The organism is Scopulibacillus daqui, assembly GCF_016908855.1.
GTDB classification, from domain to species: Bacteria; Bacillota; Bacilli; order Bacillales; family Sporolactobacillaceae; genus Scopulibacillus_A; species Scopulibacillus_A daqui.
Window position 1 is genome coordinate 1 of record NZ_JAFBER010000019.1, and the last position, 22,176, is coordinate 22,176.

Sequence of the window (22,176 nt, forward strand, 5' to 3'; positions counted from 1 at the left end):
AGTGGAGAAAAACAATTTGTTTTTCTCCACTTGCTTCATTTTAAGGACTTATCAGACAAGCCCTTCATTTTAAGGACTTATCAGACAAGCCCTTTGTTATGAAACTTTGATGTGACCCATCATACCATTATCTTCATGCTCCAGGTTATGGCAATGGAACATATAGATCCCTTTATGATTAAATCTAACGGCAATTTTTACTTTTTGTCCCGGATTTAAAGATATTGTATCCTTATAGCCTTGCATCTCTTCCGGTGGATTTTTGCCGTCTACAGAAATAACTTTAAATTGCGTGCCGTGAAGATGAAATGGATGGACCATTCCTCCCATAGCACCTTTTTTATTTTCAATTTCCCAAATTTCGGTTTTATTCACTTTTTGTTTTAAATCTATTCTATTTTTATCAAATTTTTTACCATTAATGGTTACGTTCTGACCCATGCCTGCTAATACAACTTTTTTAGTTGCTTTCATTTCCTTTTCTTTAGGAGATACTTTAACATTATTTAGATTTAGAGTGCTTATTTTTTCATCAGATGCCTGAAATGATTGATGACTATCAATGAAATGGATCGGCAATATCACCTTTCCATCTTCATTAACGAGGTTGACATGATCTCCTTTAACTTTTGAAAAATCAACAAGTATTTCATTTCTTTCTGACGGCGCCATTTGAATCTCTGAAACTTTTTTTGGCTTATTTAGATACCCGCCATCTGATGCTATATGGTCAAACTTCATGCCGTTATCAAATTTTAAATGATAGACTCTTGCATTCGAAGCATTTAAGATTCGCAATCGCACCAATCCTTTGTTCACGGTCAACTTCGGATCGACTTTCCCGTTGACTAAACCTGTATTGCCCGTGGTACCATCATCATTCTTGGCCTTTTCATAATCTAATTGTTTATTAGAATCAAATGACTTATCTTGAAGAATTAACGGAAGATCGTTAACGCCATATTCATGCGGCAGCTTTTCAGCATTTTTATTATTGTCTTCAATATAAATTAAGCCTGCCAATCCTTTATAGACTTGTTCCCCTGTGTGAGGAGAGGGATGAGGGTGGAACCATAACGTCGCTGCCGGCTGATTTACTTTGAATGAAATATTTTTTTCTTCACCCGGCTTTAAGACTTGATCAGGCCCCCCGTCAACATCTCCAGGGACTTCTAATCCGTGCCAATGAAACGTTGTATCCTCATTCAAATGATTGACTAATTTAATTTTCACATTCTGGCCCTTTTTTAATTTCACTACAGGTCCTAATAAATTGCCGTTATAGCCGAAAGTATCTGACTTATGGCCCGGATAAAATGCTGTCTTTCTTTGCTGCGCAGTTATCGTATAACTGACATGATGGCCATCAACTGAATCAGGTTTTAATATTTTCGGAAAAGTGATTTCGTTTTTCCCTTTTGAAGACTTCAACGGTACGGTACTATCGTGCACCATATCGGACATATCTTCTTTACTCTTGTTCGATTGATTCATGTCTTTCATTTCTTCCTGACTGCCGCAGCCAGCTAAAAATAATGCTAATAATAAAATGCCGATGGTTAAAAGCTTTTTCATAGCACCCTTCCTTTGGATCGTATTTTGTTAATTGGCTTTAAAATCAATTGTAGATCGTTATTGCTGAATCAATGCGATTAATGATTAAAGTTTCCAATCCAAGGCATCTTAAAATTCAGCTGCACTCAGTATAGATATTATCATATTTTAGCTTTACTGCTGAGGATAATCTCTTATTTCTCTTTTGATTTCTTGCTTTTTTCTTGTTGACGGTAAGCCCTTGGAGATTTTCCGGCCGCTTTTTTAAAAACACGGCTGAAATAATTAGCATCTGTAAAACCGATTTGGTCAGTAATTTCTTGTATTGTCAATGTCGTTTCTACCAACAGCTGCCGCGCTTTCCTAAGCCGGATATCAGTCAAGATGCTGCGAAATGACCGGCCTTTAGATTGTGTCATTAAGTGGCTGTAATAGCTCGGGCTCAATCCAACATATTCGGCAATATCTTTCAAACTTAACTGATGAATGTGATAATTTTGTTCCATAAATCGCAGTCCCCGTTCAATCACATCGGTAGCCGCCTTTTCTTTTTGGCGCTCCGCCCCGTCAATTAAAGCAAAAACAAATAAAATAACTTCTTGAACAATTTTAAATAAAACGGGATCAAACAACACAGTATTAAAAATGTTATGGTAATAGTCTTCCAGCTCATGATTTTGATCTAAATAATAGGTTTTCATGAAACGGCGCAGCTGTGCAAGAATGCTTGTAAAACGAACGCGAAGCAGTTCGGGTTCGGGATAAGGAGCTTTAAAGTTTGTAAAATTTTCATAGAGCCAATTTTTGATTCCCTGTTTGCTGCCTTCTTCAAGCAAAGCCATCCACTCCCTTTGCTCTTCTGGAGTCAAGAACGGATCAATAGAATAAAAACTGACATCTCTGTCCGCCCAAAACAGCTGCTGCATACCTTTGAAAAAACTTAATTTAAATAAATTAACCGTTTTCAAATACATTTCATTTAGACTTGCTGCTGAAACAGAGGCAGGATGAATGGCAATATTTAACCGGCGGTTGGGATATTCACTTGACCACCTTTGCAAAATCCTTTGACCTTCCTGCTGCAAAATAATACTTTCATTTTGCTTTGGAATCTGCAATACGCATACAACATCCTTGCTTAAAGTAAAATATTGAACAGGATACGGGATTGTATATTGTTCCAGCCAGTGAGATAAAATCGGCATATGTTCTTTCTTATCGGGACGCAGAATCATCATGCTGTATGCATTTTGCTCTAAAGGCTGAGCTTTAAATAATGCCGGATAAGAAATTTGCCCTGCGGATGATTCCAGGGCTTCGTTTTGCCGAAACTTGTCCAAGGAACTTTGAGAGGCTTGAAACAAACTCTTTTTTAATTGTTCATGTGATAACGGCTTGATTAATAACGAAATACCATGAAATTCAATGGCTTGGACAGCCCGCTCAAAAACCGCCTCAGCCGTTAAACAAATAACAGTTTTGACATATTGCCGCAAAAGCATCGTTATTTCCGTCATTTTATGCGAAGGCACCATTTCCAACTCTAAACAAACCACATCCGGTTGATAGCTGTTAATATATTCAATCATTTCATCCCATTGCGCCGCTTCACCAATAGTTTCAAAATTCAAACGGTTCGATTGAATGAACCAGCGGATGCCGGTTCGTTCCGTTTGATCGCGATCCGCTATTAAAATGCTTGGCATCGTTTGTTCACATCCTTAAAGAAGGCAAATCATAGAACTGCTACTTATAATTATACGATAGCAAACGCCTTAAAAATGATAAATCAAATGCCAGCCATTTCATTACAAATCTTTTCATTTTATTGAAGATAGTTATATAGAAATGCATACTGCAGTTGCCTCAAGAGCCGATTACCATTGTAAACTGCTAATTTTCGGGGCTTCTGTTACTTTATCTTATTTTACTGAGGGGATAAAGTAGGTAAAAAAAAAGAAAGTCTTACCGATCATCTAAAAGATAAAGTAAATAATGGGTTAAAAGCTGCGGCAGGGTGGCTGCATCAATGAAAATAGAAAACAAAAGATTTAGCCAGTTGCCTGAACATTTCCAAGTTTACTTGTCTTTCCTGCCAGTATCTTATATAAGATGGGTAGCTATTGTTATAACTATTATGTTTGTAGATGCATTTATAATAGAACCTATTTCCGGTAATCCATTTATACCTTTGTATTTATATATCGTTATTTTACCGGTTATTTTTATAAATATATGGGCATTAAGAATGTGTATAAAACCTTATAATAGACAATTAGAATTCGTCCTTTTTTACGGTGTTCTATCCTTCATTATTTCTCTTGGATACATCGTTGTTTCATTTAAGTTTGTCTATGGCATGTTTCAATTTGATTCAATCAGTTACGCCATTGGTCTCGGATATATCGCAGCTAATTTTCTTTTCAGCATCCTTAATGACCTTGGCATGGCTTTTATTATGAACATTTGGTATTTAAGTTTTTCAGGATTATTCGCATATGGCGGTGTCATGTACTTGCACAAATATTTTTTTATGAAAAAAACATTCACTTGGTCCGATTCGAGAAACCGCTGAAAGCAGAAATAAAAGCGAAAAACAGAATAAGAAAAGAGAAAGAACGAAAAAAGAAAGAAAAGCAAAAGCGAAAAGAAGAAAGAAAAAGACAACATAAGGATAACAAAACCAATGCACAATAAAAGGTTTTATTTGAGGAGAGATTATCGTGGAACAAAATTTCCTTCCTAACGATTCGATTGTTTTATTAAATCAAGGCAAGAAAAAGTTAATGATTTATGGGAGACGTCAGCTTTTAGTCAAAGAAACAACAAAGGAATACGATTACATAGGCGTTATGTATCCTGAAGGGTATATCAGTCCCGAGTATTCCAACGTTTTCAATCAAGAGGATATTGCGGAAGTTATTTTTAAAGGCTATCAAGACGAAGAGGAAGAAGAGTTCCATAAACTGCTAAAGGTAACAGAATAGTAGTTTAAGAGCAGGGCAGCCTTTTCTATGCTGCCTTGCTTCTTTTTAATGCTTATTCATTATCCTCATATAGATTGAATTTAACTTTGCCTTTAATCACGCGGGTGCCGTCCTGCTTTTCAGCGATGACATCAAATAAGGCACAGCCTGCTTCTTTTTCCGTTAATTCGGCTTTTAATGTAATCACATCGTTTAAAAATACCATGCCGGAAAAACGAGTGGAAAATTGCTCGATAAATCCTTCCTCATGATATGGTGTGAAAAGTTTGCTTAAATTGCCCATCGTCCACATGCCGTGAGCAATAATGCCGGGAAGTCCCGCTTTCTCTGCTTCAGCATCTATGGTATGAATCGGATTATAATCACCGGATGCACCGGCATATTTAATTAGATCAAGCCTCGAGACCGGAGCCAGCTGCACCTCCGCTAATGTATCACCGGGCTGAAGTTTTGCAAGATTTGTCATTTTGCGATCTCCTTTCTTACGGCATCAGTAATGACAACGACTTGCTTTGACGTAAAGACTTCATTTCCTAATTCATCCTCACCGACGCTTTTAATGACTAAGAATCCTAAATTTCCTTGGCTTCCTTGTTTTTCGTAATAATTTTCTACTTCCGAATAACAGTACAGCACTTCGCCGACAAAAAGCGGCCGGCGATATTCATAGTGCTGTTCGCCATGAATCAATCCCGCTTTTGGCAGCTCCAAGCCCGGAATCGTACCATACTCAAATACCCTTGGAAATGTCGGAGGGGCTATATTTTTCTTATATCTTGTTTTTTCGGCGTAATTTTCATCTAAATAAATTGGATGGGGGTCGCCGATAGCCTCGGCAAATTTTTTGACAGCGCCTTTTTCGACTATATTGCAAACTTTTTTTGAACGGGTGCCGATCACTTGTTCAAACATTCGCGTCACCTCTTCATTATTATTTTTATTATGCTTTTGGCCCGCCGGCGACATAAAGCACTTGACCGTTAACAAATGATGATTCCTCCATGGCAAAGAATAAAACGGCATTGGCAATATCTTCAGGTTTGCCGCTCCTGCCGACTGGAATTTGACTGACGCTGTGCTTCACTAGTTCTTCAAATGAAATACCGATTCGTTTTGCGGTCGCCCTCGTCATATCTGTTTCAATAAAGCCCGGAGCAACAGCGTTAGCTGTAATGCCGAATTTGCCAAGTTCAATCGCTAAAGTTTTTGTAAAGCCTTGCAGCCCGGCCTTTGCTGTTGAATAGTTGGCTTGGCCGCGATTGCCAAGCGCAGATGTTGACGACAAATTAATGATTCTGCCGTATTTGTTGTCTACCATGTATCTTTGAACAGCTCTGGCGCAGTTAAATGAGCCTTTCAAATGGACGTTCATGACCATGTCCCAATCAGAATCTTCCATCTTAAATAATAAGTTATCGCGGATAACACCGGCATTATTGACAAGAATATCAATCTTTCCGAACTCTTTGACAGCGCTGTCAACAAATGCTTCCACTTGTTCTCTTTTGGATACATCAGCCACTTGATGAAAAACGTCAAACCCTTTGTCTTTAAATTCTGAAAAAGTTTTCGACAATACTTGTTCATCAACATCAATAATGCAAAGTTTTGCACCTTCTATCGCAAATTTCTCCGCAATTGCCTTGCCTATCCCTTTACTGGCTCCTGTAATAAATGCGACTCTTCCCTCAAAACGCTTCATATCATTGTTCCTCCTCTATGATTACTATCTATTTGATTCTTGATCTATTAATGTTTACCTTTATGCTTTTAATAACATTCTTAATGATGCTCTGCTGCAATAAAAACTTTCTCAATTTCTTTTTCCGGGCGGCTGTAATACAGACCTATTGATGAAGGCTGTATTGGTAGTCTTGCAGTTTTGCCCTTATGTTGCCAGGAATCGATTTAGATTTCTGCTCTTTAAAGTCGAAATAGACGATGGTTGAATCGCCTTCTGCTATTAGTTGTCCAGTCTCAGCATCGAAGACAGGCTGATGGAGTCCAAAACTTTTTTCTCCTATACGCGATACTTCTGTTATCACCTTAAGGCGCTGATCAAAATAGGCCTGTGCACGAAAATCACACTTCACAGAGGCCAATATGTATGACCAATCTTCAGTTTCCGGATCCGGCGTGATTGCTTTAAAAAAATCAACTCTTGCTTGTTCAAGATAAGTAAAATAACTGACATTATTCACGTGTCCGAGCAGATCGGTTTCTCCAAAACGCACTTTAAATTCTGTTTGAAATGCCATATTCTCACTCCTGGTTGATTTTAGCCATTTATATCGGCCGCGTTTTTCCTTGCAGCAACCCTTTCTTTATAGTCTGCCGATGATGCTAAAATGCCTCGTGTTGTCTATTCGGCTTCAAGAATTTCTTTTAATAGGCTGTGAGGGACCCATTTGACTGCAAGCTGCTTTGTCCTGTTAAATCAAACAATGCCATTAACTGTTAGACCTTAAATACTTTATATACTGAATCCTCAAATATTTACTAACTAACTAGTTGGTATGCTATTTATATTATTATATTTATTCAGATTATTCAAGTCTGCCGACGTGCTGATACCGCTTCTCCTTGACAGTCAATCAGCTTCGTCAGTGAATCCTTAAAAGCCGTCCAACATTTTGTAATGAACGGCTATATCCATTCATATGAATGAAAACAAGCCGTTATAAACCAGATAAACGCTTAGGGGGATTCGCTCTATGAAAGATGCGATGTATAAGCCCGGAACGTGGATAGGGTTATTTTTCATCAACACGATTTTATTTTTTTTAACAGCATGGTCGATAAAAAGCCATCAAGCCTATGTCCGGATTATCGATCAGATCCTCACAAAATTGTCCAGAGGATACATTAACGATTTTAAAACATCTTGTGCATTGGTCATTACCCATCTTGGAGATTACCACTTTTGTTTAACGATGACAGTTATTATCAGCATTATACTTTTTTTTCTTCGTCAATACTTTAGCTCTATAACTTTTCTGGTTGGATTCATCGGCGCACGCTATTGCCGGACAGCCTTAAAATATATGCTATATCGTCCGCGCCCGAATAACATTCACTTAGCTCCTGCAAGTGACGGTTCCTTTCCAAGCGGGCATATGATTTATTCTGTGTTCTTTTATGGCGCACTCTTATTTTTTTTAATTCATATTCTTATCAAAAACGGCAAACAATCGAAGAGCTGGCTGGGCATGGCGCCTGCTTTATTATTGGTTATCTTAATCGGATGGTCGCGGGTCTACCTCGGGGTTCATTATCCTACAGATATTATCGGAGGAATTTTTATCGGCGCGGCTTGGCTTTCCCTTGTTTTATCGTTTTATATTTTTGTGAAAACATATCAAAAGTAAGATCTTAAAAAACCTTCATTTTTGCATCACAAAAATGAAGGTTTTTTAAATCCTTTAGTATATATGTTGGTTTATTAAAATTAATAATATTATTGTAATGATTGCCGGCGTGAATATCTAAATGTTTCATCCTGCCTTATGTTCAATCCTTAATTTATCAGCGACCATCGCGATGAATTCGCTGTTAGTAGGTTTGGCTTTAGACATAGACACCGTATACCCGAAAAGCGAAGATATGGATTCAATATTGCCTCTGCTCCAAGCTACTTCAATGGCATGACGAATCGCCCGTTCTACACGGCTTGAAGTTGTTTTGTATTTTTTCGCGATATCTGGGTATAGCACTTTTGTAATCGAGCCAAGCAGCTCGATATCATTATAAACCATAGAAATAGCTTCACGAAGGTACATATATCCCTTAATATGGGCAGGGACACCGATTTCGTGAATAATGCTTGTAATGCTTGCATCGAGGTTTTGAGGTTTATTATTTGCGGTATTTATGACTGAATTTCGCTTGGCTTGAGGTACGGAAGCGCGTTGTTTTCCGGCAACTTGACGAATATTATTGACCAGATTCTCCATATCAAATGGTTTTAGTATAAAATACGACGCGCCTAATTCCACAGCTTTCTTCGTCACATCCTCCTGTCCAAATGCTGTCAACATAATGACATTTGGGTCGGGAAGTTCGGCGTCTTGTCTGATTTGTTCAAGCACCCCTAATCCGTCTAAATGCGGCATGATGATATCTAAAACAAGAACATCCGGTCTAACTTCTTTTATAAGTGAAAGACATTCCTGTCCATTATAAGCCGTACCAACTACTTCAATATCCTCTTGATTTTCTAAGTATTCTTGGATAAGCTTTATAAGTTCCTGATTGTCATCTGTCAAACATACTTTTATTTTCTCCACAAATTGTTCCTCCTCCAGATCATATTTCTACATCATATGATTTCGACACGAATAATATTTTCCCCTTTTTTATTTTTTTGTGAATATAATACTATTTTTTATGCCTTTCTTTCTTTTTCATGCAATTGCTTCCCCATTCGACCATTTTAGTCATTTGACATTTATGCAATTATTATTTTGTCGAAAAATATGTAAAGAAGGGAAGGAGCTTGGATTCCCTAGCTCACTGCCTTCCTTTCATGATTATTTTGATATATATTTATGCCGGCTTCCTGAAGCATCCACTCAATATGAACACCGTAGCCTGAGGTCGGATCATTAACAAAAACATGAGTCACCGCACCGACAATTTTGCCGTTTTGTATGATGGGACTGCCGCTCATGCCTTGAACAATGCCTCCGGTTGCTTTCAATAATCGTTTATCAGTTACTTTAATGACCAAACCTTTGGTTGCAGGAAATTTTTGCGGAACAGAACTCAAAATTTTAATATCAAAGGCCTGAACTTTATTTCCATTTAATACGGTTAAAATTTTTGCGGGCCCTTCTTTGACCTCATCTGATAATGCAATAGGCAGTGCCTTATTCATTATACCGTTATTTACAGTTTGATTTAAACTGCCATATATGCCAAACGGTGTATTTTTATTAATTTTGCCTATTGGCTTTTCATCTGCGGGAAATGAAGCAATCTTTTCGCCAGGTTGTCCATTTTCGCCGCGATCAATAGCCGTAACAGTCGATTTAAGAATTTGTCCATCACTGACAACAATCGGCTGTTTAGTATCGACATCTGAGATAACATGGCCTAAGGCTCCGTATTTTTCAGATTTAGGATCATAAAAAGTCAATGTTCCAATGCCGGCCGCGGAGTCGCGTATATATAACCCAATTTGCGGTTTATGATCGGATTTATCTTTTAACGGTGTCAATTTTTTAGTTATTTTTTGGTTATGCCTGATAATATTTAATTTTAATGGTTCATGATCTTTCGCATCAGTTACTAGTTGTTTAACATCCGACATGCTTTTGATCTTTTTTCCATTAATTTTTGTTATAATATCCCCAACTTCTACCCCTGCTGCTTCACCAGGGGATTTTTGTCCATTTTCTGTATCAACTAAATGATAGCCGACAACGAGCACTCCTAAGGTGTTGAGTTTAACACCAATGGATTCACCGCCTGGTATTAAGCGAAGATCGGGCAACACTCTCACATCCACCTTTTTAACGGGCATATGTCCCGCTGTTAAAAGCATATCCGTCTTTCCGGTTAAATTCCCCTTTAAATGAAGCTGTTGATGAGCTGCAGAACCGTTAGCAACTGCTTTATTTTGGAATTTCAAGCGAATCCCCTGCGGTATATGCGAAGCAAGTGCAGATGTTTGATTTTGAAATAAAGTCATATGATCAGGTATATTTAAATATTCTTTAACAGGTTGGAGAAATCCCAAGCTTACAATAAAGCCGAGAAGAACTATACCTGTTATCCGCCTTATCCAGTCTTTCATAAATCACTCTCCTCACTCCTAACCCACACCCTTTATTTGTTGCATTTATAAGTTTGCCTTTGCCTTAGATATTTATAACCCGATGTAAATAAAATGCTATCCATTGTTGGATAGCGATTCTTAGTTATGATTTTATTTCCTTAGCCAATTTTAGCAGTTCCTCAGCATGCTTTTTTGTAAGGTCAGTCATTTCTACTCCGGAAATCATCCGGCCTATTTCGGCAATTTTCTCCTTATCATCCAAAGTTTTCACTTTTGTTGCCGTCCGTTTATTCGATACCTCTTTGGATATATAAAGGTGCTGATCAGCCATTGCAGCAACTTGGGGCAAATGCGTAATACAAAAAACTTGAGAAGCATGAGATAATTGATAAATTTTTTCCGCCATTGCCTGGGCCACTCTGCCGCTGACACCCGTGTCAACCTCATCAAATATAATCGAAGTAAGACCGACCAACGATTTAAAATTTGATTTAATGGCTAACATAATTCTAGACATTTCTCCGCCTGAAGCAATTTTAGCCAATGCTTTTAACGGTTCGCCCGGATTTGTAGAAATTAAAAATTCGACTTCATCAATGCCTTGTATATGATAAAAATTAAAATCATCCAACTGATCAGGCGTTGTTATTTTAACCTCAAATACCGCTTTTCCCATATGCAGATCTTTTAATTCACGGTTTATCGCCTTGGATAAATCAGCTGCAATCCGGCGGCGTTTAAGCGACAGTTTTGTTGCTTTATCCTTAAGAATGTCAAGCTGTTTCGCCAGTTTCTTTTCGAGTTCGCCGATGGTTTGATCATGATTAGATAAATCTTGGTATTCCTTTTCAATACTCTTTAAATATTCAAGAATGTCTTTAACAGTTTGTCCGTATTTTTTCTTTAATAAACCAATTTCGCTTAATCTGGTTTCAATCATATTTAATCGTTCAGGCTGGTATTCCAGCTGTTCCAAATGTTCTCTTAAGGCGAACGCATTTTCTTCTAATATGTAAAAGCTGTTAGAAACGGCATTAGAAATCGCTTTTATATTTGCATCTAATTCTTGAATCGATTCTAGGTGATTCACTGCTTGCCTTATAAAGTCAAGTCCTTTATTCTCGCCGTATAAGGCTTCATAACTGATTTGCATTGATTGATACAACTTTTCAAAATTAACGAGTTGCTTGCGTTCTTCTAAAAGTTCTTCTTCTTCATTATCTTTGAGATTGGCTTCAGTAATTTCCTTTATTTGATATTTAAGAAGATCGATTCGCTGGGCTAACTGCTGCTCATTTTTATTAAGTTTTTGAATTTGTTTATATATATGTTGTGTTTCTGTATAACAATCTTGATATTGTTTTTTCAACTTTTGCAGCTGCTCGCCGCCAAACCGATCTAACAGCCCGATATGCTTTTCCGGGTGCATTAGCTCTTGGTGCTCATGCTGGCCATGAATATCGACGAGTTTTTGGCCAACTTCCTTTAAGTGAGATAACGTGACTAATTTACCATTTATTCTGCATACGCTCTTTCCGGTTTCGGAAATTTGCCGGCGAATCACGATCATTTGATCAGGGCATTCAATGCCTAAATCTTCTAGAGCAGATAATGCGGGATGTGTATCATTAATTTCAAACAGCGCTTCAATCTCAGCTTTTTTGGCGCCATGCCGGACATATTCTGCAGAGCCTCTTCCGCCGATAAGCAAACTAATCGCATCGATGATAATTGATTTTCCCGCTCCAGTTTCACCTGTAAATACAGTCAGCCCTTGTTCAAAAGAAATATTCAACTTTTCTATAATTGCAAAATTTTCAACTCGGCATTCTATTAGCAAAGTAACTAAACCCCTTTATCTGATATTGACCCGAATTTTTGTTCTCTATTTATTGTTACGTGATTCGTCTCATTTCGTCAAGTCAAGAAAATCGCGGTTCACTAATCCTTAAAACTATTTTAACGCAAAAAAGGAACCCGTCCTCTTGACGAGTTCCTATTTTAATTGAGCATGCGCTTCATCAACAACTTTGCGAATATCATTGTCACTGATGTTTCTTCCTGTCATGCTTGGGCTTTTCCATTCCAGATGGGCCAAAAATTCAATGTTGCCGTCTCCGCCTGTCACCGGGGAAAAGTCAAGCGCAATGATGTCATAACCTAAAGACGAAGCAAAATCCAATATATCTCTAATCACATGGAAATGGGTCGCCGGATTTTTTACAATCCCCTTTTTGCCAACCTCTTCTTTTCCAGCTTCAAATTGAGGCTTTATTAAAGTAACTGCTTGTCCGTCCGGAATCAGAATATGGGAAAGAACCGGCAGCATCTTTTTTATTGAGATAAAAGAAACATCCATTGTAGCGACTTCCGGTAATCCGTGCTGAAAATCTTCTGGTTTTGAGTAGCGGAAGTTGGTTCTTTCCATAACAATGACCCGATCATCGTTTCTAAGCTTCCAAGCCAGCTGATTGTAGCCAACATCCAATGCATAGACAAGCCTTGCCCCGTTTTGAAGCGCGCAATCAGTAAAACCGCCGGTCGAAGAACCGATATCCAGCATGATTTTATTTTCAACTGGGAAATTAAAAACCTTGAGAGCCTTTTCTAGTTTTAGCCCTCCCCGGCCGACATACGGAAGAGGGTTGCCCTTTACTTCAATGCTTGCATCGCTGTCTATTTTTGTACCTGGTTTATCAATTCTTTGCTGTTTAGAAAAAACCAAGCCCGCCATAATGGCCTTTTGCGCTTTTTCTCTGGAATCAAAAAAGCCTTTTCTGACGAGCATGATGTCTATTCTTTCCTTCATAATTATGCCCTCTGACGATGGTTTGGAATTAATTTTTTGGCATGGCGGTAAATATTCTCGGAGGTCAATCCAATTTCCTTAAGCAGATCTTTCACACTGCCATGCTCTATAAATCGATCAGGAATGCCCATTCGGTCAACCACCATATCGTGGTAGCCTTCATTATGGAAAAATTCCAGTACTGCACTTCCAAAACCGCCTTGCAACACGCTTTCCTCAACAGTTAAAACAGGCATATGCCTTTCAGCGATATGTCTTAACATCTCATGATCCAACGGCTTAATAAACCTTGCATTGATCACATTAACAGAAATGCCGTCCGCCTGCAATTGCTTGGCTGCCTCCATAACCGTTTCAAGCATAGGGCCAAATGAAAGGATAGCAATGTCGCTGCCTTCTTTTAATGTTTCCCACTTGCCTATTGGCAGCTCTTGCAATTCTTTGTCCATATGAACACCTAGTCCGTTGCCTCTAGGACATCTTACCGCAATAGGCCCCTTATCATATTTTAGAGCGGTATATACGAGATGCTGACATTCATTTTCGTCTTTGCCCATGCCTATAACCATATTCGGCAAACTTCTAAGGAACGCAATATCAAATACGCCTTGATGCGTCTCTCCATCAGCGCCAACGAGTCCCGAACGGTCAACAGAGAAGACAACATTCAGGTTTTGTCTGCATACATCGTGTACAATTTGATCATAAGCACGCTGCATAAATGTTGAATAAATAGAGACAACGGGTTTCATGCCCTGAACAGCCAAACCTGCCGCCATCGTTGTCGCATGCTGTTCAGCAATCCCCACATCAAAGAGCCGGTTTGGAAACTCTTCCGCAAAGCCCTCTAATTTAGATCCGATAACCATTGCAGGAGTGATCACCACAACACGGTCATCTTTTCTGGCAACCGTTCTTAGTGTTTCGCTGACAACTTTGCTGTATGCCGGCGGCGCATCGACCGGTTTAATAAAGTCGCCTGATTCTATTTTATACGGACCTGTGCCGTGCCATTTTCCGGAAACATCTGATTCAGCCGGTTTATAGCCTTTTCCCTTTTGCGTTAGAACGTGAACAAGCACCGGACCTTTTGTCTTTTTAGCATAATTTATATTCTCAATCAAATTGCTGATATTATGTCCGTCGACAGGCCCTAAATAAGTGATGCCAAGCTCCTCAAAAAAGATGCCGGAAACAAGCATATACTTCACTGAATCTTTTAAGCGTTCAGCAGCACTTGCAATTTTTCCGCCGAATGCCGGGATTTTCTTCATTAAGTATTCCAGATCATCTTTGACCTTCTTATATTTTCCGGCAGTTCTCAGCCTTCCAAGCATATTGTGCATAGCCCCTACATTGGGAGCTATTGACATTTCATTATCATTTAAGATGATAACCATATTGGTCTTCTCGTGTCCAATATGGTTAAGTGCTTCCAAAGCCATGCCGCCAGTCAGTGCGCCATCGCCAATAATAGGCACTATTTGCTCGTTCGTTCCTCTAATATCCCGAGCCGCTGCCATGCCCATTGCAGCGGACAGCGACGTTGAACTATGTCCAGTCTCCCATACATCATGTTCGCTTTCCGAACGCTTAGGGAAACCGCATAAACCTTTGTATTGGCGCAGTGTGCTAAACTGTTCCGAGCGGCCGGTTAAAATTTTATGGACATACGATTGATGTCCAACATCCCATATTAATTTGTCTTTCGGGCTTTCAAACAATTTATGCAAAACTAAAGTAAGCTCCACCACACCTAGGTTAGGAGCAATGTGTCCACCTGTTTTTGAAAGCTTGGTGATTAAAAATTCCCTGATCTCAGCTGCAAGGGCCTCCATTTCTTTAACATCCATGCCCTTTAAAACATCCGGGTTCTTAATATCTTTTAGCTTCATGAGTCATCACTCACCTTAATTATTTGACGTTTCTGCCGGCGGTTTTCTTTTTCTTTTTGCCGCTGCCTAATAATTTAATATGAAAATGTTCTTCAATAAAGTAAAAGGCCCTGCCAACTTGAAAAATGATATTTGTTGAATACTTCATAGCAAACGATTTTCCAAAGGCTTTGCCTCCTACTGTAAGAGCGCAAACGATAGAAGTAAGCAGAACAGAAACCGTATTTTGCAGAGCTGTCCCTTCACCTTTTCCGAATTGAACCACCAGCTCAATAACAACAACAGCTGAGGCTGTTCCGCTTACTATGCCGGATATATCGCCTATGACGTCATTACAGAAATTAGCGACCCGGTCTGCATTGCGAGTGATGGCAATCGCCTGCTTAGCGCCTTTAACTTTTTCCGAAGCCATGGCATGAAATGGTATTTCTTGGGCGGCTGTTGCCGCAACGCCTATAATATCAAAAAAAATACCGATCAGGACAATGCCCAAAACAATGATCATTCCGGTGGCCCAGCTGACGCCATTAAGTAAAATATTAGAAACAACTGAAAAAAGAGCCGCTAACACGAATGTGATAACGGCTATGCTAATGGTCCACTTTAAAGACTTCTTTATATCAACCTTCATGTTACTCCCCTATGTAAAAAATAAGAGAAGGTGGTCATTTGAAAAGTAAACGCTGCGGCTTAAGGTCCAGTAGGTTTTCCCGCAAGGCTACCGAGGCGTCGCCACCTTGGCAGTTTCCTTTTAAAGCCTTGCCAACGCTGTCGCCAAACGTTGAACTGGATCGCCACTTAGACCGCACTATAATCCTTTCCAAATGTCGAAATGCGAACAGTCTAGGAGTTTTCCTCAACAGCCAACGCTGTTTCCTAGCCTCTTTTGCAGAGATGATTTCATATGATAAGAAATCTGATCGTCGGCCAAACAGATCATACTCCTAAATAATCATAATCCCCTCAAACTCCACTCAAGGCAGGCTACGCTGCTTGTCGTACCGAATCTTCGGCCAACAACCAGGTTTTTCTCACTTTTGAATAGTCAAAAGTGAGCCTCCGCGAAAGCAGGGTCATCGCCCACATGCCCTTGTGGATCGCCCTACTTTCTTTACTCCCAGCATTGACCCAAGGCTGGGCGCCCCAAGCCAACACTAAGAACTTCATCGATGTGCCCTTTGGCGGATTTTTAGCCCCGCCTTCAGAAACAGGAAGACTGACTAGAATACTGCACCACCTTTACATTCTACCTATTATCATAACATATTATAGTATAAGACTCAATGTGATAATTTATTATCAAAAATGCAAAAAGGTTCTTAATGGTTTCTGTCTAAAACATAGCCCATTAACTGCTGCAATAGGTATGAGTCAATATTCGCCGCTGTTAAGTGGTGCAGAGCAGCATCCGCATGCTTATTCATTTTTTCTTTGGCGCCATCCAGTGTCAGCAATTTAGGATAAGTATTCTTATCATTAGTGACATCACTGCCGACAGGTTTGCCCAGTTTCGTTTGATCGCCGATAATATCTAATATATCGTCTTTAATTTGAAAGGCAATCCCGAGGTGTTTCGCAAAATCTGAAAGATGACTGGCTTGCTGTTCATTCGCTTGACCGAGAATGGCTCCCGCTTCAACAGCAAATCCCAATAGCCGGCCTGTTTTTCTCAAGTGAATGCTTTCCAGTTCTTCTATGGTTAATGATTTTCCTTCGGCGATTAAATCATCTTGTTGGCCGCCGACCATTCCTTCAGGTCCGGCAGCGTTTGCCAGTTTCTTTATTAAAGCCATTTTCATATCGCTGTCGATTTCCGGATGCTCAATGCTTGCAATACATTCAAAAGCATAAGTAAGTAAAGCATCTCCCGCGAGTATTGCCGTGGCATCGCCATAGACCTTATGATTGGTTGGCTGCCCGCGCCGCAAGTCATCATTATCCATAGCCGGCAAATCATCATGGATTAATGAATACGTATGAATCATTTCAAGAGCAACAGCCGTTTCAATGCCTTTTTGTCCGTCGTGGCCCAGCGCTTCAATTGAAGCTATTAAAAGGATTGGCCGCAGTCTCTTGCCGCCCGCTTTCAACGAATAAATCATTGATTTTTTCAAAAGATCGGGAGCTTGCAATTTTGTAATGTAGTCGGGCAAAGCTGTATCTATCAATTGCTTTTTATCCTTAAGATATTGGTTAAAATCGTTATTCACCCATGTCTTCCTCCTGAATTTTAAACGGTCTTATTTCATCTGCTTCAATGATTTGGTCCATTTTTTCTTCAACTTTTTGCAGTCTTTGATGGCATTGTTTTGATAGGGAAACACCCTGTTGAAATAAATCTATGGCCTCTTCAAGAGGAACATCATTTTCCTCCAAACGTTTAACGATTTCCTCAAGATTCGCCATGGCTTCTTCAAAACTCAGATGTTGTTCATTTTCCTTTTTCTTTTCTTCGGACATAGGACTCACTCTCCTCTATTCCCCAAACTTGACAATCAAGGATACCGTCCGTCATTTTTATTTTTAATGGATCACCGGGCTGTACTTGTTCCACTGTTTTTACCAAACGGTTCTCTTCATCATAAGCGAGACTATAGCCGCGTTCCATTACTTTTAATGGACTAAGCGCATTTAACTGGGCTATTAATTGTTTTAAATCATTTTGCTTTTGTTTATTTTGAATGGCCATGGCCCGTTTAAGACGAACTGATAAATCATTGACTTGTTTTTTTGATCGTTTTATTTGTTCGGCTGGATGATGTTTATATAACAAACGCAAATGGTGGCCAGCCTTTTCCCTATTCAGTTGTAAGTGTCTTTTTGCATTTTTCATTACTTGTGCAATCAGCCTGTCCAAATCTTGCTCTTTTTGCCTCATCAGCTGGGCAGGATAACGGAAAGCATATGAGTTCTTTAAGCGGTGCAGTTTCTCTCTTTCCTGCTCCACTTTTCGTTTCATAGCATAATTGAGCCGGCCAAGCCGATCATTTATGCGGCTCATCAGCTCTTCAACATTCGGAACAGCTAACTCGCCCGCAGCTGTCGGTGTCGCCGCCCGAATATCAGCGACAAAGTCGGCGATTGTGAAATCCGTCTCATGGCCGACAGCTGAAATTATTGGAATAGCAGAATCAAAAATTGATTGGGCAACAATCTCTTCATTGAACGCCCACAATTCTTCAATAGATCCGCCGCCGCGGCCGACGATCAGGACATCGATAGAACCCATGGCATTGGCATGGTTGATTGCCCGGGCAATAGAATCTGCAGCCTTATCCCCCTGAACTAAAACAGGAAATACAGTTATCCTTGCAGCCGGAAAGCGTCTTTTGACAGTTGTAAAAATGTCCCTTATGGCCGCTCCAGAAGGCGAAGTAATGACACCAATTTCACTTGGTACAGCCGGCAAAGGTTTTTTCTTTTCTTCCGCAAAAAAACCTTGCTCAGCCAATTTCTTTTTTAAAGCCTCAAAGGCGAGAAACAGGTTGCCGATGCCGTCTTGCTGCATCTCTTTAATATAAAGCTGATATTGCCCATAAGGCTCATATACGGAAACTTCCCCGCGGATCAGAACCTTCATGCCGTCCTCTGGGTGGAAAGGCAATTTTTTGTTTTGACTGGAAAACATGACAGCCTGGATACGCGAGTGATTATCTTTCAAGGTTAAATACATATGCCCGCGGGTATGTCTTTTGAAATTTGAAATTTCTCCTCTTAACCAAACATCTTGAAGGCGGTGATCAGATTCCAATCTTCTCTTAAGATACCTGGTCAGCGTACTGACACTGATGTATCTCTCTTGATCCACTTTATTATATATCCTTTCCTTTGCGGAGTTTTGCCGCTTTAATGGTGTTATGAAGGAGCATTGTACGTGTCATAGGTCCGACACCGCCTGGGACTGGTGTAATATAGCCCGCTTTTTCTTTTACTTCATCAAATGCAACATCACCAACCAGCTTGCCTGAATCATTGCGATTCATGCCTACATCAATAACGACGGCGCCTTCTTTGACATCCTCCCGGCCGATGAGTTCTGCTTTACCTGCGGCAACAACGAGAATATCAGCTTGTTTGGTATAATAACGCAAATCTTGAGTTTTTGAATGGCAGTATGTAACTGTAGCATTTTCATTAAGAAACAACTGTCCTGCCGGCTTGCCGACAATATTGCTGCGGCCGACAATGACAACGTGCTTCCCGGATATTTCAATATTCATGCGCTTAACCATATCAATGATCCCAAATGGCGTACACGGCAAAAATGTGTCCTGTCCGGCTAACATTTTCCCGAGGCTTATCGGATGAAATCCGTCTACATCTTTTTCCGGGCTGATTGTTTCAATCACTTTTTGTTCGGAAATATGATCCGGAAGCGGCAATTGCACGAGGATGCCGTCAATATGATCCGCTTGATTATATTTTTTTATTTCATTTAAAAGGTCATCTTCAGATATTGATGTTGGATACTGTTTCAATTCAGAATGGATGCCAACTTCTTCGCAGTCTCTAATCTTTCCTTTAACATAAGATAAGGAAGCTGGATTTTCCCCAACTAATAATACCGCAAGCCCGGGATGAATATTTTTGTTCTTTAACTCTTCAATGGTTTGTTTCATGGCTTGGCGTTTGTCTTTGGCAATTTCTTTGCCATTGATTAATTTTGCAGTCATTCGGCACCTCTCCCTTAAACTTATTATTTTACAATTTTAGCAAGCACTCCATTGACAAACTTTCTTGTCTTTTCATCACCAAATGTTTTTGATAACTCGATTGCTTCATTCAGCGTTACATTAGAAGGGATATCTTCAAAATAATTCAATTCACATACGGCTAACCGTAAAATTGTTTTATCGATATTGCCGATTCGGTTAAATTGCCAATTGACTAGATGGGTTTTAATGACCTCATCAATATCATCTAAATGGCTGACTGTTTCTTGAACTAATTGCATTAAGAACGGATCGGCCCCTTTTTGATGGGTCACATTTTCAATTGCCTCTTCCGGGTCTGTATCACTCAAGGTGATTTGAAACAAGGCTTGGACAGCTTTTTCTCTGGCTTGTCTTCGATTCATAACTTGACTCCTCTGTTTTTAAGCGTTTATCAAATAGTAACCATAATGAAGTATAACATTCAACTTTAGTTATACACTACTTCATTCTAAAATTTTCTCCAAAAGTAAAGAAAACTTGCCGAATGGCAAGCCTTAAAAGGCGCTGTTTGATTAAAAGGAAACGGGGCTCAAAGGAATTCAACAGCGAAACGCCCTTTCTTGCCGCAAACTGCTAAGGTTTTTTCATGCTGCAGCTTTCTATCCATTCCCTTAATGTAAAATAAAATCAAAGAGGTTAAACCTCTTTGATTTTAAGTTGGTTTATTCTTCAATGCTTTTTTTATCTTGATGTTCGAATTGTACACCAATAACATGAATGTTGATGGCTTTAACATCCAAAGCGGTCATTGTTTTTAGTGTTTCTAAAATGTTTTCTTGGACTTGCTGACCCACTTCTGGAATAGATACGCCATACTTCATATGCAATTGCACATCAATTAGTATGCCTTCGTCGGTCAGGTCCACTTTAACGCCTTTCCCATAATTTCTTCTGCCGATTTTTTCGGCAACTCCAGTCGCAAATCCGCCGTGCATGGCAGCAACGCCATTCACTTCAGTCGCTGCCAAACTGGCAATAATTTCAATGACTTCAGGCGAAATTTCGACTTTTCCAAGGTCGGATTGGGTTTCTTCCATTTCAAACATTTTATTTTCTTCCAATCCTGATCACCTCCATAATTAATCCTGTTCCATCAATGGATAGTTTTCTAAAAACTTCGTGTTAAAATCTCCGCCGGCAAAAACGGGATGATTCAATAACTTCAGATGAAAAGGAATTGTTGTGTGAATGCCTTCAATAACAAATTCTCCTAAGGCGCGCTTCATCTTATCAACAGCTTCTTGTCTTGTTTTGCCGTGCGTAATAACTTTCGCAACCATTGAATCATAATACGGCGGTATCATATAACCCGGATATACAGCGGAATCTACTCTGACACCAGGACCGCCCGGCGCTAAATACAATCCGACTTTACCCGGTGACGGCATAAAATTCTTGCTTGGATTTTCAGCGTTAATCCGGCATTCAATAGCCCAGCCGTCTAATTTAATATCTTCTTGTTTGTAATTCAATTTGTTTCCTGAAGCAACGGATATTTGTTCTTTAACTAAGTCAATGCCTGTGACATACTCAGTAACCGGGTGCTCCACTTGAATCCGCGTATTCATTTCCATGAAATAGAAATTTCCGTCAGCATCATAAATAAATTCTACGGTGCCCGCGCCGGAATAATCGACCGCCTTTGCGGCTCTGACCGCAGCTTCGCCCATTTCTTGGCGTTTTTCTTCTGTCAGTGCTGGAGACGGAGCCTCTTCAACAAGCTTTTGCAGCCTTCTCTGAATGGAACAGTCTCTTTCTCCAAGGTGAATAACATTTCCATAATTATCCGCCAAAACTTGTATTTCCACATGACGGAAGTCTTCAATATATTTCTCAATATAGACACCCGGATTGCCAAACGCGGTTTCCGCTTCTTGTTGGGTAATCGCGACGCCTTTGCGCAGTTCTTCCTCGTTGCGGGCAACGCGGATGCCTTTTCCGCCGCCGCCTGCTGTCGCTTTAATAATGACCGGGTAGCCGATGTCTTCAGCGACTTGTATCGCTTCATCGATCGATGCAATGACGCCTTCTGACCCCGGCACAGTAGGAACCCCTGCTTCTTTCATTGTTGTTCTTGCGATGTCTTTGATTCCCATTTTACTAATAGCTTTTGGACTCGGACCGACAAATGTAATGTTGCATTCTCCGCATATTTCTGCAAAGTCGGCATTCTCGGCCAAAAAGCCGTAGCCAGGATGAATGGCATCGACTCCGGCAGAGGTAGCAACGCTCATAATATTAGCGTAGTTAAGGTAACTGTCCTTTGAGGTCTTTGGCCCAATGCAATAAGCTTCATCTGCTAATTGGACATGAAGCGCTTCTTTATCAGCCTGTGAATAAACAGCTACAGTTTCAATATTCAACTCTTTACAAGCACGAATAATTCTAACTGCAATTTCTCCTCTATTAGCTACAAGTAATTTTTTTATCATGTCAA

The 22,176-nt window shown here is 39.8% G+C and carries 22 protein-coding genes; 3 read left to right on the forward strand and 19 right to left on the reverse strand.

What is annotated here, in order from left to right; translation table 11 throughout:
- Nucleotides 1-96 precede the first annotated feature (96 nt).
- Nucleotides 97-1,575 carry a multicopper oxidase domain-containing protein gene (locus JOD45_RS12275; RefSeq protein WP_205004190.1) on the reverse strand — a complete coding sequence of 493 codons (1,479 nt, stop codon included), beginning with the start codon at nucleotides 1,573-1,575 and terminating at the stop codon, nucleotides 97-99.
- 173 nt (nucleotides 1,576-1,748) lie between these two features.
- The gene (locus tag JOD45_RS12280; protein ID WP_205004191.1) at nucleotides 1,749-3,260 is read right to left on the reverse strand and encodes a helix-turn-helix domain-containing protein; all 1,512 of its coding nucleotides are present in this window, start codon (nucleotides 3,258-3,260) and stop codon (nucleotides 1,749-1,751) included.
- A gap of 323 nt (nucleotides 3,261-3,583) precedes the next feature.
- Between JOD45_RS12280 and JOD45_RS12285 the strand changes: the two genes are divergently transcribed.
- Together JOD45_RS12285 and JOD45_RS12290 are read left to right on the forward strand one after the other, a co-directional pair.
- A complete protein-coding gene (locus JOD45_RS12285) occupies nucleotides 3,584-4,129 on the forward strand; it encodes a hypothetical protein (protein WP_205004192.1) in 546 nt (181 codons plus the stop codon).
- Between the two features lie 148 nt (nucleotides 4,130-4,277).
- Nucleotides 4,278-4,541, forward strand: coding sequence for a DUF4176 domain-containing protein (locus JOD45_RS12290; RefSeq protein ID WP_205004193.1), 264 nt, complete (start codon nucleotides 4,278-4,280; stop codon nucleotides 4,539-4,541).
- A 52-nt stretch (nucleotides 4,542-4,593) separates the two neighbouring features.
- Here JOD45_RS12290 and JOD45_RS12295 read toward each other — a convergent pair whose 3' ends face one another.
- From JOD45_RS12295 to JOD45_RS12310, 4 genes are all read right to left on the reverse strand, one after another.
- Nucleotides 4,594-5,007: a MaoC/PaaZ C-terminal domain-containing protein gene (locus JOD45_RS12295; RefSeq protein ID WP_205004194.1), complete on the reverse strand. Its 414-nt coding sequence runs from the start codon at nucleotides 5,005-5,007 to the stop codon at nucleotides 4,594-4,596.
- A complete protein-coding gene (locus JOD45_RS12300) occupies nucleotides 5,004-5,453 on the reverse strand; it encodes a MaoC family dehydratase N-terminal domain-containing protein (protein WP_205004195.1) in 450 nt (149 codons plus the stop codon). Before JOD45_RS12300 ends, JOD45_RS12295 begins: the two co-directional genes overlap by 4 nt.
- 28 nt (nucleotides 5,454-5,481) lie before the next feature.
- Complete coding sequence (locus tag JOD45_RS12305) at nucleotides 5,482-6,243, reverse strand: SDR family NAD(P)-dependent oxidoreductase (protein WP_205004196.1); 762 nt, start codon at nucleotides 6,241-6,243, stop codon at nucleotides 5,482-5,484.
- A 145-nt stretch (nucleotides 6,244-6,388) separates the two neighbouring features.
- Nucleotides 6,389-6,799 carry a thioesterase family protein gene (locus JOD45_RS12310; RefSeq protein WP_205004197.1) on the reverse strand — a complete coding sequence of 137 codons (411 nt, stop codon included), beginning with the start codon at nucleotides 6,797-6,799 and terminating at the stop codon, nucleotides 6,389-6,391.
- Nucleotides 6,800-7,255: 456 nt separating this feature from the next.
- On the opposite strand from JOD45_RS12310, the gene JOD45_RS12315 reads away from it, so the two are divergent.
- Nucleotides 7,256-7,909, forward strand: coding sequence for a phosphatase PAP2 family protein (locus JOD45_RS12315; protein ID WP_205004198.1), 654 nt, complete (start codon nucleotides 7,256-7,258; stop codon nucleotides 7,907-7,909).
- Between the two features lie 126 nt (nucleotides 7,910-8,035).
- Here JOD45_RS12315 and spo0A read toward each other — a convergent pair whose 3' ends face one another.
- The 13 genes from spo0A to accC all read right to left on the reverse strand — a co-directional run bounded on the left by spo0A (nucleotide 8,036) and on the right by accC (nucleotide 22,171).
- Entirely contained in the window at nucleotides 8,036-8,827 is a 792-nt protein-coding gene (gene spo0A / locus JOD45_RS12320; RefSeq protein WP_205004199.1) for a sporulation transcription factor Spo0A, read from the reverse strand.
- A 218-nt stretch (nucleotides 8,828-9,045) separates the two neighbouring features.
- Nucleotides 9,046-10,338 (reverse strand): SpoIVB peptidase, encoded by a 1,293-nt coding sequence (gene spoIVB, locus JOD45_RS12325; RefSeq protein WP_205004200.1) that lies wholly within the window; start codon nucleotides 10,336-10,338, stop codon nucleotides 9,046-9,048.
- A gap of 124 nt (nucleotides 10,339-10,462) precedes the next feature.
- On the reverse strand, nucleotides 10,463-12,160 hold the full coding sequence (gene recN, locus JOD45_RS12330; RefSeq protein WP_205004201.1) for a DNA repair protein RecN: 1,698 nt from the start codon (nucleotides 12,158-12,160) through the stop codon (nucleotides 10,463-10,465).
- Nucleotides 12,161-12,316: 156 nt separating this feature from the next.
- Nucleotides 12,317-13,129 carry a TlyA family RNA methyltransferase gene (locus JOD45_RS12335; protein WP_205004202.1) on the reverse strand — a complete coding sequence of 271 codons (813 nt, stop codon included), beginning with the start codon at nucleotides 13,127-13,129 and terminating at the stop codon, nucleotides 12,317-12,319.
- A 2-nt stretch (nucleotides 13,130-13,131) separates the two neighbouring features.
- The gene (dxs, locus tag JOD45_RS12340; RefSeq protein ID WP_205004203.1) at nucleotides 13,132-15,024 is read right to left on the reverse strand and encodes a 1-deoxy-D-xylulose-5-phosphate synthase; all 1,893 of its coding nucleotides are present in this window, start codon (nucleotides 15,022-15,024) and stop codon (nucleotides 13,132-13,134) included.
- 19 nt (nucleotides 15,025-15,043) lie between these two features.
- Nucleotides 15,044-15,655: a hypothetical protein gene (locus JOD45_RS12345; protein ID WP_205004204.1), complete on the reverse strand. Its 612-nt coding sequence runs from the start codon at nucleotides 15,653-15,655 to the stop codon at nucleotides 15,044-15,046.
- A gap of 688 nt (nucleotides 15,656-16,343) precedes the next feature.
- Nucleotides 16,344-17,234 carry a polyprenyl synthetase family protein gene (locus JOD45_RS12350; RefSeq protein ID WP_338056095.1) on the reverse strand — a complete coding sequence of 297 codons (891 nt, stop codon included), beginning with the start codon at nucleotides 17,232-17,234 and terminating at the stop codon, nucleotides 16,344-16,346.
- Entirely contained in the window at nucleotides 17,227-17,484 is a 258-nt protein-coding gene (gene xseB, locus JOD45_RS12355; protein ID WP_205004205.1) for an exodeoxyribonuclease VII small subunit, read from the reverse strand. The genes JOD45_RS12350 and xseB overlap by 8 nt, the downstream gene beginning before the upstream one ends.
- Nucleotides 17,456-18,832, reverse strand: a complete 1,377-nt coding sequence (gene xseA, locus JOD45_RS12360; protein WP_205004206.1) for an exodeoxyribonuclease VII large subunit — start codon at nucleotides 18,830-18,832, stop codon at nucleotides 17,456-17,458. The genes xseB and xseA overlap by 29 nt, the downstream gene beginning before the upstream one ends.
- 4 nt (nucleotides 18,833-18,836) lie before the next feature.
- Complete coding sequence (folD, locus tag JOD45_RS12365; protein WP_205004207.1) at nucleotides 18,837-19,697, reverse strand: bifunctional methylenetetrahydrofolate dehydrogenase/methenyltetrahydrofolate cyclohydrolase FolD; 861 nt, start codon at nucleotides 19,695-19,697, stop codon at nucleotides 18,837-18,839.
- Nucleotides 19,698-19,720: 23 nt separating this feature from the next.
- Complete coding sequence (gene nusB, locus JOD45_RS12370) at nucleotides 19,721-20,101, reverse strand: transcription antitermination factor NusB (protein WP_205004208.1); 381 nt, start codon at nucleotides 20,099-20,101, stop codon at nucleotides 19,721-19,723.
- Between the two features lie 300 nt (nucleotides 20,102-20,401).
- Entirely contained in the window at nucleotides 20,402-20,800 is a 399-nt protein-coding gene (locus JOD45_RS12375) for an Asp23/Gls24 family envelope stress response protein (RefSeq protein WP_205004209.1), read from the reverse strand.
- 18 nt (nucleotides 20,801-20,818) lie between these two features.
- A complete protein-coding gene (gene accC, locus JOD45_RS12380; protein ID WP_205004210.1) occupies nucleotides 20,819-22,171 on the reverse strand; it encodes an acetyl-CoA carboxylase biotin carboxylase subunit in 1,353 nt (450 codons plus the stop codon).
- Nucleotides 22,172-22,176 lie beyond the last annotated feature (5 nt).

Bases quoted from the DNA above. Each gene is read 5' to 3' on its own strand.
- JOD45_RS12280 (WP_205004191.1), bottom strand. From the start codon at position 3,260: ATGCCAAGCATTTTAATAGCGGATCGCGATCAAACGGAACGAACCGGC.
- JOD45_RS12275 (WP_205004190.1), bottom strand. From the start codon at position 1,575: ATGAAAAAGCTTTTAACCATCGGCATTTTATTATTAGCATTATTTTTA.
- JOD45_RS12285 (WP_205004192.1), top strand. From the start codon at position 3,584: ATGAAAATAGAAAACAAAAGATTTAGCCAGTTGCCTGAACATTTCCAA.
- xseB (WP_205004205.1), bottom strand. From the start codon at position 17,484: ATGTCCGAAGAAAAGAAAAAGGAAAATGAACAACATCTGAGTTTTGAA.
- JOD45_RS12305 (WP_205004196.1), bottom strand. From the start codon at position 6,243: ATGAAGCGTTTTGAGGGAAGAGTCGCATTTATTACAGGAGCCAGTAAA.
- JOD45_RS12315 (WP_205004198.1), top strand. From the start codon at position 7,256: ATGAAAGATGCGATGTATAAGCCCGGAACGTGGATAGGGTTATTTTTC.
- JOD45_RS12310 (WP_205004197.1), bottom strand. From the start codon at position 6,799: ATGGCATTTCAAACAGAATTTAAAGTGCGTTTTGGAGAAACCGATCTG.
- dxs (WP_205004203.1), bottom strand. From the start codon at position 15,024: ATGAAGCTAAAAGATATTAAGAACCCGGATGTTTTAAAGGGCATGGAT.
- JOD45_RS12345 (WP_205004204.1), bottom strand. From the start codon at position 15,655: ATGAAGGTTGATATAAAGAAGTCTTTAAAGTGGACCATTAGCATAGCC.
- folD (WP_205004207.1), bottom strand. From the start codon at position 19,697: ATGACTGCAAAATTAATCAATGGCAAAGAAATTGCCAAAGACAAACGC.
- nusB (WP_205004208.1), bottom strand. From the start codon at position 20,101: ATGAATCGAAGACAAGCCAGAGAAAAAGCTGTCCAAGCCTTGTTTCAA.
- JOD45_RS12335 (WP_205004202.1), bottom strand. From the start codon at position 13,129: ATGAAGGAAAGAATAGACATCATGCTCGTCAGAAAAGGCTTTTTTGAT.
- JOD45_RS12300 (WP_205004195.1), bottom strand. From the start codon at position 5,453: ATGTTTGAACAAGTGATCGGCACCCGTTCAAAAAAAGTTTGCAATATA.
- spoIVB (WP_205004200.1), bottom strand. From the start codon at position 10,338: ATGAAAGACTGGATAAGGCGGATAACAGGTATAGTTCTTCTCGGCTTT.
- accC (WP_205004210.1), bottom strand. From the start codon at position 22,171: ATGATAAAAAAATTACTTGTAGCTAATAGAGGAGAAATTGCAGTTAGA.
- JOD45_RS12295 (WP_205004194.1), bottom strand. From the start codon at position 5,007: ATGACAAATCTTGCAAAACTTCAGCCCGGTGATACATTAGCGGAGGTG.